This is a genomic window from Gelidibacter pelagius, from assembly GCF_017581925.1.
Taxonomy (GTDB): domain Bacteria; phylum Bacteroidota; class Bacteroidia; order Flavobacteriales; family Flavobacteriaceae; genus Gelidibacter; species Gelidibacter pelagius.
In genome coordinates, this window is sequence record NZ_JAGEVG010000020.1 from 68409 (window position 1) to 82439 (window position 14031).

14 protein-coding genes and 1 pseudogene are annotated in these 14031 nt (G+C 36.5%); 9 read left to right on the forward strand and 6 right to left on the reverse strand.

Annotated features, from left to right (window positions below; translation table 11 throughout):
* The first annotated feature begins 40 nt into the window (after positions 1-40).
* A complete protein-coding gene (locus tag J4051_RS15655; protein WP_208234823.1) occupies positions 41-562 on the forward strand; it encodes a hypothetical protein in 522 nt (173 codons plus the stop codon).
* Positions 563-1123: 561 nt separating this feature from the next.
* Entirely contained in the window at positions 1124-3187 is a 2064-nt protein-coding gene (locus tag J4051_RS15660) for a M13 family metallopeptidase (RefSeq protein ID WP_208234824.1), read from the forward strand.
* A 75-nt stretch (positions 3188-3262) separates the two neighbouring features.
* On the opposite strand, the gene J4051_RS15665 is transcribed toward J4051_RS15660, so the two are convergent.
* The 3 genes from J4051_RS15665 to J4051_RS15675 form a co-directional block, all read right to left on the reverse strand.
* On the reverse strand, positions 3263-3952 hold the full coding sequence (locus tag J4051_RS15665) for a hypothetical protein (protein WP_208234825.1): 690 nt from the start codon (positions 3950-3952) through the stop codon (positions 3263-3265).
* 102 nt (positions 3953-4054) lie between these two features.
* Positions 4055-4864, reverse strand: coding sequence for a Rossmann-fold NAD(P)-binding domain-containing protein (locus tag J4051_RS15670; RefSeq protein WP_236027537.1), 810 nt, complete (start codon positions 4862-4864; stop codon positions 4055-4057).
* Entirely contained in the window at positions 4857-7157 is a 2301-nt protein-coding gene (locus tag J4051_RS15675; RefSeq protein WP_208234826.1) for a M28 family peptidase, read from the reverse strand. Before J4051_RS15675 ends, J4051_RS15670 begins: the two co-directional genes overlap by 8 nt.
* A gap of 111 nt (positions 7158-7268) precedes the next feature.
* On the opposite strand from J4051_RS15675, the gene J4051_RS15680 reads away from it, so the two are divergent.
* On the forward strand, positions 7269-7748 hold the full coding sequence (locus J4051_RS15680; RefSeq protein WP_208234827.1) for a CBS domain-containing protein: 480 nt from the start codon (positions 7269-7271) through the stop codon (positions 7746-7748).
* A 16-nt stretch (positions 7749-7764) separates the two neighbouring features.
* Here the strand turns inward: J4051_RS15680 and J4051_RS15685 are convergent, their stop codons facing one another.
* Positions 7765-8115 (reverse strand): hypothetical protein, encoded by a 351-nt coding sequence (locus J4051_RS15685; RefSeq protein WP_208234828.1) that lies wholly within the window; start codon positions 8113-8115, stop codon positions 7765-7767.
* Positions 8116-8165: 50 nt separating this feature from the next.
* The gene (locus tag J4051_RS15690; protein ID WP_208234829.1) at positions 8166-8810 is read right to left on the reverse strand and encodes a fused MFS/spermidine synthase; all 645 of its coding nucleotides are present in this window, start codon (positions 8808-8810) and stop codon (positions 8166-8168) included.
* A gap of 202 nt (positions 8811-9012) precedes the next feature.
* Between J4051_RS15690 and J4051_RS15695 the strand changes: the two genes are divergently transcribed.
* From J4051_RS15695 to J4051_RS19070, 5 genes and pseudogenes are all read left to right on the forward strand, one after another.
* The gene (locus tag J4051_RS15695) at positions 9013-9909 is read left to right on the forward strand and encodes an Abi family protein (RefSeq protein ID WP_208234830.1); all 897 of its coding nucleotides are present in this window, start codon (positions 9013-9015) and stop codon (positions 9907-9909) included.
* 291 nt (positions 9910-10200) lie between these two features.
* Positions 10201-10536 (forward strand): single-stranded DNA-binding protein, encoded by a 336-nt coding sequence (locus J4051_RS15700; protein ID WP_208234831.1) that lies wholly within the window; start codon positions 10201-10203, stop codon positions 10534-10536.
* 304 nt (positions 10537-10840) lie between these two features.
* Positions 10841-11929 (forward strand): redoxin family protein, encoded by a 1089-nt coding sequence (locus J4051_RS15705; RefSeq protein ID WP_208234832.1) that lies wholly within the window; start codon positions 10841-10843, stop codon positions 11927-11929.
* A gap of 174 nt (positions 11930-12103) precedes the next feature.
* Positions 12104-12340 (forward strand): hypothetical protein, encoded by a 237-nt coding sequence (locus J4051_RS15710; protein WP_208234833.1) that lies wholly within the window; start codon positions 12104-12106, stop codon positions 12338-12340.
* A 100-nt stretch (positions 12341-12440) separates the two neighbouring features.
* Positions 12441-12632: pseudogene (locus J4051_RS19070) on the forward strand (type II toxin-antitoxin system RelE/ParE family toxin); the annotation flags it as partial.
* Between the two features lie 234 nt (positions 12633-12866).
* Here J4051_RS19070 and J4051_RS15720 read toward each other — a convergent pair.
* Positions 12867-13169 carry a monooxygenase gene (locus J4051_RS15720; protein WP_208234834.1) on the reverse strand — a complete coding sequence of 101 codons (303 nt, stop codon included), beginning with the start codon at positions 13167-13169 and terminating at the stop codon, positions 12867-12869.
* Between the two features lie 245 nt (positions 13170-13414).
* Here J4051_RS15720 and J4051_RS15725 point away from each other — a divergent pair, with 245 nt between their 5' ends.
* On the forward strand, positions 13415-13750 hold the full coding sequence (locus J4051_RS15725) for a single-stranded DNA-binding protein (RefSeq protein ID WP_208234835.1): 336 nt from the start codon (positions 13415-13417) through the stop codon (positions 13748-13750).
* Positions 13751-14031: the final 281 nt, after the last annotated feature.

Sequence of the window (14031 nt, forward strand, 5' to 3'; positions counted from 1 at the left end):
CTTTGAACCTTAATCATCTATTTCAAAACTTCCTTGTTGTATGAAACAACTTTTTTTATTAAGTCTTTTAATCTTTATGGGTTGTAAATCGGAACCAAAGACTGACGAAGCGACTTCTGAAAATCAGGAAAAATCTTATGTTATTACTGCAGAGGATATCGAAAAATTGGATTACACCGATTATATTTTAAGCCCAGACAGCAATCAGGCCATTTTAGATTGGCAAAAATTTCAAGATTTACAAGCACAGATAGAGCTTATGAAAAACGGAGATCTTTCGTTTTTTAGGGTTGAGAAAAAAATAATGGAAGAGTTTATTGCGGAATTGAAGTTACAACAGCCTCCCGTTGTTATAACACCTGCAATACGATCGCGAATGACCGTTTTGGAAACCAATTTGTTAAGGCTTCAAGATCTTGCCAATCTTGATAATATCAAGAAAACGGATCTTTTGGAGAGCATTAAGGAATTGTTAGTGGCCAATGTGAATCTTATCCTTCAAATCAACAAAAAGTTTGAAAAGGAAGCGCAGCAGATTGAGCTTCCGGTTAAAACGAATTAGCCGATGATTTGTTTATGGTGGTTAGTGGTGAGTGGTGAGTGGTGAGAGAGTGAGAGGTGAGTCAGATAATTTCGATAATTGGATATTTATAGAAAAGTTTAGAATGTTGAACACAGAATGTTGAATATCAAATATCGAAGTTTAAATGGCTCTAAACTTCGAACTTCGAACTTCGAACTTTGAACTGAAACATGAAAACATGAAACTGAAACCTGAAACGTGAGAGGTGAGAGGTGAGTCAGATAATTTCGATTTCTTTAGAGACGTTTTGAATATTGAACACAGAATGATGAATATCGAAATAGAGGGATTAGAGAGTAGAGGGTAGGGAATAGCCAGTATAGAAAGAGGATTATGAGTGATTAATGATTGAAGATTGTTGATTTTTGAACAATGATCAACTCTAATCAGAGATGTTCATTCGAAACTTTGAACTTCGAACTTTGAACTTGAAATTTGCAATCCCCTCTTTTCTCTTAATCTTTTGTTAATATGTAACAATTGCGATGAACAAGCTTCATATTAATAACTAATTTTATTCAAATTAAACATTTAAACACTATGAAAACCAATCTTAAGTATGCATTGGCGACTACCGGTTTAGTATTTGTAACCATCGTTGGTTGTAAAGAAGAACCAAAGGAAACCGTCATGGCAGAAGAAAAAATTCCAGGAATCGTACTTGAAAACATGGACACATCTGTGAGTCCAAAGGACGATTTCTACAATTATGTCAACGGAAATTGGGCAAAAAACAATACCATTCCGGATGACGAAACCCGTTGGGGTGGTTTTGGAGTTTTGCGAAAAGAAACTCGTCAAGATGTTCTGGACATTGTAAAAAACGCTCACGAATTAGGCACCTATGCCGATGGCACGGATCAAAAGAAGGCTTTATTGCTCTTTCAAAGTGAGTTGGATTCAGTAGCACGAAACAATGCGGGTATTGAACCACTCAAACCATTGTTGGAAGCCATTGATGGCATCAAAAACTTGAATGACATGCAAACTGTTTACGCCACTGTGGATGGAGTAGGCGCGCCGTTTGCAGGACTTGGTGCATCACCAAATCTTAATAACAGTAGCATGAATATGGCTTGGATATATCCTGGAAGCCTTGGATTACAAAGAGACTACTATTTGGATCAAGATGCCAAATCAAAAGAAATCAGAGGTCAATATATCGATCATATTACCAGAATGCTTCAATTTATCGATTATGATGAAGCAACAGCAAAGGCAGCGGCTAATAAGATACTTACAATGGAAACGAAATTGGCTGAGCCAAGATTGGATAAAGTAGCCATGAGAGATGCACGTAATTATAACAATCCGATTCCTTTTGCAGATCTACAAAAAATGACCCCAGCGGTCAACTGGCAAAAATTGGTAGATGACTTGGGCATTGAAAAAAAGATTGACACAGTCAATATCATGCAGCCAAAATATATGGCTTCATTGCAAAATTTCTTAAAACAAACCCCAATTGAAGATATCAAAACCTTAATGGTTTGGAATACGCTTAATGGTTCTGCAAATTATTTATCTACGGAAATCGAAAAAGCAAATTGGGATTTTTATGCAAAAACGCTTAATGGTGCACAAAAGCAACGTCCAGCTGAAGAGCGTGCTTTAGGAACCGTTGATGGTGCCGTGGGTGAAGCTATTGGGAAATTGTATGTGGAAGCGAAGTTTCCACCAGAAGCAAAAGCTAAAGCAGAAGAAATGATTGCTGATGTTATTGAAGCCTTCCAAAATAGAATCAAGAAATTGGATTGGATGACCGAAGATACTAAGGAAAAAGCAATTGAAAAGCTGGATAAATTTACCGTTAAGATTGCCTATCCTGATGAGTGGGAAGATTATTCGAATCTTGAAATAAAAGAAGGCAATACTTATGCTGAAAACATGAGAGCTGTTGGCACTTGGGCAAGAGAGAAAAACTTCTCAGAAATCAATGAGCCAGTGGATAAAAAGAGATGGGGAATGGCACCACAAACTGTGAATGCTTATTTCAATCCGCGTAACAACGAGATTGTCTTTCCAGCCGCTATTTTACAACCGCCTTTTTACAATTACACTGCTGATGACGCCGTAAACTATGGTGGTATCGGTGCGGTAATCGGACATGAGATTTCCCATGCGTTTGATGATTCGGGCGCACGTTTTGACGGGGATGGAAATTTGAGAAATTGGTGGACAGATACAGACTTAGAGGAATTTACCAAACGTGCTGATGCCTTGGCAGAACAGTACAGTGGTATTGAGGTTTTAGACAGCGTCTTCATCAATGGTAAATTTACGTTAGGAGAAAACATTGGTGATCTTGGTGGAGTTCTTGGTGCTTATGATGGTTTACAGTTACATTTCGAGAAACACGGACGTCCAGAAAATATTGACGGATTTACTCCAGAACAACGTTTCTTCATGAGCTGGGCAACAGTATGGAGAACCTTAATCAGAGAAGATGCCTTGAGAACTCAGATAAAAACTGATCCACATTCTCCAGGGGTTCAAAGAGCAACGCAGCCTTTAAAAAATATTGATGCGTTTTATGAAGCTTTTGATATCAAGGAAGGTGACCCAATGTATTTGGCACCTGAAAAACGCGTGAGAATTTGGTAAAATTCTGAATACGATTATAAATAAAAAGCAGCCTCGTCATGAAGCTGCTTTTTCATTTTATATTGTATAATGTTATTAATCCTCTCCCTTGGTACGTGATAATAAAGCTTCTTTACTGATTCTTGCCAAATTAAAATTAGGGTCAATGGCAAGCGCACGATTTAAAGTTGCTATCGCAATTTCCTGATTGGCATCTTTGTCTTCACTAAAGGTAAGAATAGCTTTTAGATATAAAAACCCGGCTCTCAGAGAGGTTTGATAAGGCTGTTGAGTTTCATAGAATGTACGTCTCATCTCATCCGTTACATTTGCCAGACCGTATTCAACTTTTTCCTGAGCTCCAGCTATATCGCCGGTTTGAAGTAATAAATCGGCTATTTCGTATGCTAATATTGGGCTGGCTTCTTTTTTATAAAGTTTATTATAAAATTCCAAAGCACGTGCACGTTCACCCAATGCGTTTAAAGCAATAGCCTTAATTTCTGTGTTTAAATCAGAATCTGTACCACTCGCTTCAATGCCAATAGTGTTTAAAGCCTCCATGTTTCTACCTTCAGAAACATAAACATAGGCTAAAGTATCTTTTCTGGCCTGGCTTGGAGCAAGCACATCCAAGTGCGTCATGGCGTTGATGACACCTTGAATGTCACCTTGCTTTTTCATTTGTTCATAGTACTTTTCAAAGTGTTTTTGAAGGTCTGTCTTGGTTTGGGCAGCGATGTTTAAAGAACTCATCACAACCACAAGTAGCATTAGTTTTTTCATTTTCAAATTAGATATTCTTGCCTTTAAATCAGGCCGTTATTTAGTTAATTGCGCCAAATCTATAAAAATAAATAAAACAAACTCTTAAAAGCTTGCTAATTGTTACAGTTGGTGCTGAAAGTCGTATTTCAAAATCCGTTCCACTTTTTCGCTGGATATTATTTTTCCATTACTATGACCAGATAGATCAAATTGTGGAATTGGTAGATTTTGCGATTTACAAAGTGATGTATAATACGCTTTTCTTGTAGGATGTTGAGGTGCTGCGGCATTGAAGTCAGTATTCCAGTGCTTATTTAAGAGAATGGTTTTTATAATGGCAATACAATCCTCTTGATGGATTAAATTGATCGGGCCTTCAGGATTTTTCACGTTAGTCTTTCCCGATAGGAATTTCGCAGGGTTGCGACCGTCGCCAATCAAACCACCAAATCTTAAGATAGTCGTTTTGAAATTGGAATTTGATTTAAAAACTTGTTCAGCACCGATAAGCTGTTTTGCAGATGCCGATTGACCATTTGTTGGGCTTTCTTCAGTAATTATCGGCATCGAAACATCATCTTCATAAACGGCAGTGGAACTCACATAAAGTACGTTCTTGATAGTGGAGCTTTCAATATGCTTACAAAGCATTTCCATTTGCTTTACAAAGTTAGCTTCAGGATTCTTTCGTAATCCAGGCGGAATATTGATAATGAGACCCGCGCTGTCTTTTAAACACGCGTCGATTGTTCCCTTAATACCATCATCAGAAATAGAAACCAAAAATGGAAGGATCCCCACTTTTTTCAATACCTCCATTTTGTCAGCAGAAGTCGTTGAACCTTTTACGGAGTAACCATTTTTAATGAGTTCCATAGCAAGTGGCAGACCTAACCATCCACATCCAATAATACTAATAGGTTTATTCAAAAGTGATTGTTTTCTTTATGATAATAGCGTCATTTAAAACAAATGGTTTCGGAATCATCGATTTTGGTCGTTTACTAATTTGAAACAAATCATTTTCCAATAAGTCAAAAGACACTTCAAAAATCTCAAAAGTAGTTTTTTGCGAGGCAGGAACGGTAAAGTTCAATTCGATGGCTTTTTCTTCGGTAACCATATAACTGAACAATCTATTTTTAATACGATGATTAAAAACATAATTTTCACCGTCATCTTTTGCGATCTCCAGTCCGTTGATATTAAAGCTTAGGAAGGTGTTGGGCGTATCGGCATAAAACTCTAAGGTGTTGACCGCACGTTGCGGCGAGACAAAGACTTGGAAGTGCCTCACGTCTCCAATAATAGTATCCTTCTGTTTGTCAACATAAGGTTTTTTGAGAGGCTTTAGTGCCGCTTTTTTACTGTAAGACAACTTGGTGCCGTACTTACTATCAAAGTTGATGCTGGAAGCGTCAAAGGCCTCAGGTTCATTTGTGAGGTAGGCCTTGGTCCAATCATCCAAAGTTTCATCATAAGTTGCCCATTGTGCTGTGTCATTATCGGCGTCATACAAATAGATAAGACTGTTTGGTTTCGGACGCTCTTCATTGAAATTTGATGTGGTATGTGCTGCAATAAAAAACCCGACAGCAGCAATCAGCAGAAGGTAAGCCCATCTCTTTTTATAACGTGAAAATCCGAAGACGGTAATGCATAGTGAAAACATGATGGATATCAAAAGCGTGGTGGCGACAATGGTTTTTAAACCCAGTCCCACCGGAAACATTTTAAGAAATGGCGACATGATCATTAAAAGCGGAAAGAGCAAAAAGGTCATCAACAGAATGTCGGGACGTTTTTGTCTTACCAGAACAAAAAGACTGATCAATCCAAAATACACCGGGATGATAAAAAAGCTGGCGCCTTTAAGCATGAATGCCAGAGCGGTACATATAATTAGCCATAACAGTAATGGTGGAACCGCTAAGCTCGCTGTGTTTTCTGGTTTATAAACTTTATTATAAAGCCACATACAAACGCTTGTTGAAAGAAGTGCGAAGGCCCAAATATAGAGATGGCCATTATACGGAAAGCCATGAAGGATTTCTGCGTATTGCGGATAGATAATTAAAAGCAATTTCCATCCAAAATAGCCAATAACACCGTTGATGAGCAAGGCGCCAATCCCCGGAAGGAAAGCTAATGCCATATGTTTGGAGTTTAAACTTCTTTTTTTAATGCCGTAAAATACCAAAGCAAAAAATATAAGCCACGCCAAAATCAGCATTGGAACGATCCATGAATTTGGATAAGTGATCATTTTAAAGAGTGGTACATTAAAATAAACCGAGTCTTTATCACTTTTTAAACTGCTGAGGTCGGCATCTGAGAAATAGGTGAGCAAAGGCATCAGATAACTGCCTTGATGCTCTAAAGTTTTTCTGTCCAATCGATCATAAGTATCTAAGGCCGTATGGTAATCAAAGTGATCATCAATAAAGGCGAAGTTTAAACCGTCTATATCACCATCTTCCCTAAAATACGTCAGATCTGTATCGTTAGGCAACATTTTATAGATGCTATAGGCCAAAGAATTGGCTACAGGATAATCAGGATTTGCGGCTTTAAATCCGTTGATCAGATTTTGATTGCCACCATTGGTTTCAATCAGCATATAACTTGGTCCGCCACTGCCACGAGCTTCAAAATTCAGTACGAGCCCTATATCTTTGGCCCATGGGTGTTGGTTTACAAAAATATCGGCACCATTCAGCCCGAGTTCTTCGGCATCTGAAAAAAGGATGATGATATCATTTTTAGGGGTTTTTCCTTCGCTCAGAAAGGCACGAATCCCTTCCAAAATAGTGACTACGCCTGAGCCAGCGTCACTTGCACCATAAGACGCATGCGATTTGCTGTCGTAATGTGTGAGTAACATTAAGGCTTTGGAGTTATCGCTGCCTTTAATGCGTGTTAATATATTTTTGGGTTTGACAATACTTCCCCATTTTTTATTTTGGCTATAAGCCTCTTGGATTTGAGTTTCGAGACCTAAATCATTCAATGCCTTGACCAAATAATTTTTGACTACTTCATGTTCTTCAGAACCAACATAATGCGGTTTTTTGGTAATGTTTTTAAGGTGTACCAAGGCGCGTTCAGAAGAAAATGCGGTGGATTCGGTATTTAAATCGGAAATTTGAGATGGCATTAATGCGAAAAAACTCCAATAAATGGCTAAAATAATTAAGACGACGGCAATAGCTTTTTTGAGCATAGGGAAAGGTTTGGTTGGTAGGATAAAACTACAAAATTAATTTGGTGTAAATGAGTGTTAGGTTAAATGACTAATTTTTGTTAAATTTAAAGTTCACTAAATCATAAAATTATGGCTATCAAGAGTTTTCAAGGATCACGAAGGCAACAGCAAAAAGTTACCGAGCAGTCGCCGTTTAGAGTTTGTGATTATATGACAAGAGATTTGATTACGTTTAGAACGGATCAAAAGATATTTGAGGTGGTCGAGATTTTGATCAAACATAAAATTTCAGGAGGCCCTGTGGTTAATGATAATAATGAATTGGTTGGGATTATTTCTGAAGGCGATTGCTTAAAACAGATCAGTGATAACAGATACTACAATATGCCCGTCGAAAAAGATACGGTTGGAGAACGTATGATGACCAATGTGGATACATTAGATGGCAACATGAATGTTTTTGACGCAGCCAGTATTTTTTTAGAGTCCAAACACCGTAGATTTCCGATTCTTGAAAATGGAAAATTAGTTGGACAAATCAGCCAAAAAGATATTTTAAAAGCGGCTTTGGAGATGAAAGGAGAGAACTGGAATTCAACAATAAAGTAATGTAATTTGAAACGAATTAACTCTCCCGTTTCACCAATGCATAAAAATCTCCTTCAAGTGGTAGATAGCCTTGATCGTATACAAAGTAATACACGGTGCCAACCTTAGTGGTGTAAATGCTTGTGAAATAATTAAAATCAAAACCTTTTTCAATCAGTTTCCCTCGGGAAACTTTTGTTTTTTGCTCAGGATTTAAGCCTTCCAAAATCCGATAGTTTTTGCGCAGCCTGTTATTCGTATTTCTGATCAGGTTTTTATTGTCCTTGTTGATGGTGTTGTTATAGGAATTTCTACAGGCATCACTGCAGAATTTTTTATCGGCTCTCCCAACAATTTTCTCACCACATTCTAAACACTTTTTGCTCATAATTTAGAAGTTAACAAAGAACAAGATACAAATTATTCCTATTGGATAATTTATAAGCCTTTGGATAAAATAAGTGTATTGGTATTATTCACTTTTTCAAATACCTCTGTGTGATACATATGGGATTTTAAAAACTCTATGACCTCTTTTAGAGCACCGCTTTTGGTCTTATTTAAAGAAGCGTTAAATAAAATGGCTCCATTTGTTGATGAGGCCTTGAGAATGTCCATCCAAAATGGTATTTCCAAAAATGCTTTTGGCACAGCAATATCAATGAATAAGTCGATGATGATCAAATCAAATTGAGTGCTATTTAACTGCATGAAAACTAAGGCATCCTCACAAACAATTTTTAAATTTTCATCTTCCTTGAGGCCGAATTCATTCTTGGCAATTTCTATGACGGTCGGATCAATATCTACTGCGGTGATTTGTTTAGAATAAGAAAAATCCTTCCGAAGGGTCTCAACGACACTTCCACCGCCGAGACCTAAAAGTAAAACGGAATTCACTTTGTTCAAATCGATGTGGTCCAATCCAAACTTCAAAATCCTTTGAAGAGAACCATAAGAATAATTGGCGTTTTTGGTATTGAGATGCTTTTTGCCATTGTACCAGGTAATTTCCAAGGTGCCACTAAATTTAGACTGAATTTTCTTGGTAATCGGATAGAGGTAGCTTAGAAGTTTGGCCATAGTATAAATATACGTTTTTTAGGCAGGTAATTTTATCAAAAAATTGTTGAAAAATTGAAATGTTTGCGTTTTTATCTCATAAAAATGCATTTCATAGATGTTTGAGGTGGTGATTCGACACTTTTTTCGTATATTTGTATCAACATGCTTACCCCGCTTCCCGTTAAGATCAGCGCGCTCAGGGTAAGCTTTTTACTTTTATATGGCTAAGATTTCTTATAATAAGCCTGCTTTAACCTACGCTGAGCAAATCACTCAATTACAAGACAGAGGTCTTGAGATTCTTAATTTAGAAAGAGCAAGTCATTTATTAGAAAGCATAAGTTACTATAGACTTAGTGGCTATTGGTATCCAATGCTTATAGACAAGGCAAATCACAAGTTTAAGCCTAATTCTACTTTTCAAAATGCTTTCGATATTTATTGCTTTGATAGAAAACTCAGAGTTTTAGTTATCAGAGAATTAGAAAAGATTGAAGTATCGATAAGAGCTAAGATGATATATGTTTTATCTCATGAGTATGGAGCTTTTTGGTATCAAAATTCTTCACTTTTTAAAAACCATATTAAGCATAGTAAAAGCTTAGGAACTTTACAGAATGAATACCACAGAAGTGATGAGGAGTTTATAGAGGCTTTTGCAAGCAAATACTTAGATCCATTACCCCCAAGTTGGATGATGTTGGAAATTACATCCTTTGGTACAATGTCATTTTTATATAGCAATTTAAAAGGAGGGAGAACCAAAAGAGCGATAGCAAACTATTTTGGGCTAAATGACAGAACTTTTGTTTCTTGGATGCATAGCATTGTTTATTTAAGGAATGTTTGTGCGCATCACTCTAGATTATGGAATAGAACAATGAGTATACAACCTATTAAACCTCAAACAACATTAAAACCTTGGATAAAGGATGATGATATAAGTAATAAAAAAGCTTATTTTATATTATCGATGATTTTGTTTCTAATGCAAACTATAAATCCAAATAACACTATAGTTGAAAGATTTAAAGCTTTACTGAGCGAATATGAGAACATTGATATAAATGCTATGGGGTTCTCTTCGTCATGGCAAGATGAAAGTTTATGGCAATGAAAGTGATCACATTCTCTTAACGATGTGACCTCAACCATGGATTAAAGTACCCGTTCACTTCCAAAAAATACAAATTTCTCATTTCAATTTTAAACTTTTATGTAAGGTTGTGTATAACTACATTTTTCACTCACTTTAAACATCCGTTTCCAAACGACTACAAACATTTACAAACGAGTTTAAATAGTTAATGACCGAATAACATTAGGAAGCCGTCGCATCTTTGTGATGTTGAATTGACCGAACGATATTCAATAGTATTAACTGTTTAACCTTTAAATTTTAGAAATCATGAACGCATTAAGAAACACAGTACAGTTGATTGGAAGATTAGGACAGGATCCTGAAATTGTAAGCTTTCCTGACGGAAACAAATTGGCAAAATTCTCTATGGCTACAGACGACAGCTATAAAGACAAAAACGGCACCAAAGTGGAACGCACCTATTGGCACAACGTTGTGGTACGAGGTGGATTGGTAAACGTTGTAGAAAAGTATGTTGCCAAAGGCAAGGAAATCGCCATCGAAGGTAAATTGACCAACCGTTCTTGGAATGACAAAGACGGCAAGAAACAGTATATGACCGAGATCCACTGTAATGGCCTGTTGCTATTGGGAGGAAAGTAGGAATTAAAATTCCAATTTCCCCTGTCTGCCGACTGGTAGAAAATTCCAAATTCCGATGTGCGACCATTGGAATTTGGGATTTTTTTATTCCCACCAGTGGGTTTTATGACTCCGATACTTATCTTGATCGAAAAGATAGTTCCGTGTTCATACCTCTCAAACTTGATCCAAGGTTCTCGATTGGGGTTTTCAACCATCCATATCTTACCTTATAAATCACCCTTTAAATCCAAAAGAATAAGCTCAAGTTTTTTTAATAGTAAATAAGGCTGTAAATTTCATTTTTGGTAAAAATTTGAAATTCATGAAATTATATATCCTTGTTTTATCCGTCGTTCTTAGTTTGTTTTCCTGTGCAGGAAATGAAAATTTACAATCTCCTGATGAGGTATTGTCAAAGACTTCGGAAAAACTCAATACATGGGAGACCATAAGTTTTACTGCATCAACAAAAAGTCCATCCAGGCCGTCGACCCAAACCATTTACAAATTAAAGAGGGTTAATTACGAGCCTCATTTAAAATTATTCTTTTTCAAGGAAATGAACCAAGAAACAGCCATCTACTACAAACTCGCATCTTTGGCTGTGGTAGAAGATAAAAAGAATAAAATAACAATATTTGATTATGGCAAAGACCGCTCCATTCCAAGGTATTTAGAGGCTTATATGGGGGACGACGATAATCTATTGGTGACGGCAAGACTAATGAATCAATTCAAAGAAGACATCGTCTACGTTGAACAAACGAATTTTAATGACAGACATGCTTATGTTTATACTTTTGATAAATACAAAATTTGGATAGACGCCAAATTGGCGACTCCTTTAAAACTTGAAATAGCTAATGGCACATCAGGTAAGAAAGAAATAGTGTATGACGGGCTTGTATTTAATGACCCCATGGATGACGATACTTTTACTCATGAAGAGAAGGAAGGCTATGTCTCCTCTGTTTTCGGCATTAAAAAAGAGCCAATGCTCAATGTAAAAGCACCCGATTGGAGCTTGTTGGATTTAGATGGCAAAAAAGTATCTTTAAGTGATTTTCGAGGCGCTCCGATATTTTTGGAAGCCTGGACCTCTTCTTGCGACCATTGTATGGCGTCCCTTCCAAAAGTCAAAGAAATCGAAAATGAATTTGGCGGCAAGGTGAAGGTCATCACGGTGAATTTTGATTATGACCTAAATGAAACCAAGAAAACGGTTAAATCTGAAGGACTCAATTATATGGTTTTACAAGGTGATGCCATCTTTGATCAGCATTATGATTTGCGTTCGTTTCCATCTTATTTTGTTATCAATAGTGAGGGCACCATAGTGTATTCAGAACGCGGTACTATTATAGGCAAAAAAGCCAATGCGCTTTTTGAGGCGCTTAGGCGGGTAGAATAGATTTTAGCTTTGTCAATACATACTTCTATTAGCCGTTAGTTTCGGTTCACTAAAAATAAGACTATCAGAATTCGCCTACTAAAATGCCCTGCTAATTCTGACCGTTTAGGTAAATTGTAAAAAGGTCGTTATAATTTGATAAGAAATTAATATCTTGATAAAAATTGTAAGGTTATGAAAGCATTAGAAATTAAAAAAAAATTAATCAACGAGATTAACCAATCTGAGAATAAGAGTTTACTTGAGGAGTTCTATCGATTCCTTAACCTTGAGAATGAAATTCAAGAGACATATAAACTTAATTCGGAACAGAAATCTGCAATTGCTGATGCTCGGAAACAAATAGCCCAAGGCGATTACTTGACAAACGAAGAATCAAATCAAGAAATTGACGAATGGTTAAACAAATAATTTGGTCAAGAAGGGCACAGACTGATAGAAAAGAGATTCTCAAATATTGGAATAAGAGAAACAAATCCAAATTGTTCAGTAAAAACTTAACGAACTTTTTAAAGAGGCTGCTAAATTAATTGCGGAACATCCTGAAATGGGAAAACCTACCGACATTAAAAATGTCCGAAGTAAAATTGTGAGGGATTATTTGATGATTTATGAAGTCAATGATAAAGACCAGTTGTTAATCTTGACGATTTGGGATAGTAGACAAAGCCCCAGAAGATTGGAGAGAATATTGCCAAAATAGTCTTCAACTGGCAATTTATAAAAAAAAGCGTAATTAGTTATTGTGCAAAATGGTACGGAGGCATATGGAGTCGCCAAACTTTTACATTTACGGTTGTTTATATTTTGAATTGGGAGGCAGTAGTCTTTCGGTGAACTTATTTAGAGAAAAAATTACAACCAAAACTTCAAAATCAGCCTATTTTAGACCGTATGATAATCTCTCATTTTCCACCCCCATGGAAGGTCAAATCAATTACAATGGCGCCTTGCAAATATTAGAAAGCTCTTCATTTATCTCAAACACTTTTCCTCTAATATCTGAATATCCAAATTCTCCCAAACGTGCAGAATGCATTTTGAGATAGTTCTCTGCATTTTCTCGTGTATCGAACATATAAACGCCTCCGGCCATTTCGTCTTGATTACTTTCTGTCCAGAATTTCCAGATAAAACCAGGTTCCTTGTTAATACTTTGTGCAAGCTCTTTCATTTGACTTGCCATTTCTTTTCCCCAAACGTCTTTATGTGGAAAATCTACGTGCATGATTACTGCCATAATATTTTAGTTTTAAATTAATTGTAAAGTTAGAGATAAGTAATTGTTTATCAACTATAGGTTTCCTTCAAGAAACTGGTTTTTAAGAGAATATTATCCGTTTCCAAACGACTACAAGCATTTACAAACGAGTTTAAATAGTTAATAACCGAATATCATTAGGAAGCCATCGCATCTTTGTGATGTTGAATTGACCGAACGATATTCAATAATATTAACTGTTTAACCTTTAAATTTTAGAAATCATGAACGCATTAAGAAACACAGTACAGTTGATTGGAAGATTAGGACAAGATCCAGAAATCGTAAGTTTTCCTGACGGAAACAAATTGGCAAAGTTCTCTATGGCCACAGACGACAGCTATAAAGACAAAGATGGCAACAAAGTGGAGCGCACCTATTGGCATAATGTTGTGGTGAGAGGTGGATTGGTAGAAATCGTAGAAAAATATGTCGCCAAAGGCAAAGAGATTGCCATAGAAGGTAAATTGACCAACCGTTCCTGGGATGACAAAGATGGCAATAAGCAGTATATCACAGAAGTTTTCTGTAATGAACTGCTGTTATTGGGAGGGAAGTAAGAACTTCCTGGCTGCCGACAGGCAGACAAATCCCAAGTTTAAAATTTCAAACTTTAAATTCCAAATTCCAATGATCTTCTATTGGAGTTTGGAATTTTTTTAGTGAAAACCCTGTCTGCCGACAGGCAGGCAAAACTTAAAAGCGAAGCGCATTAGGTTTTGATGGTTGAACTAATCCCGCTAAAAAGCGCATGAGCGTCAACCTAATTTTTAAAAAAGAGCACTAATTATATTTTAAAATACTGATTGTCAGAAGAGTATTTATCTTTACATAAATTAAT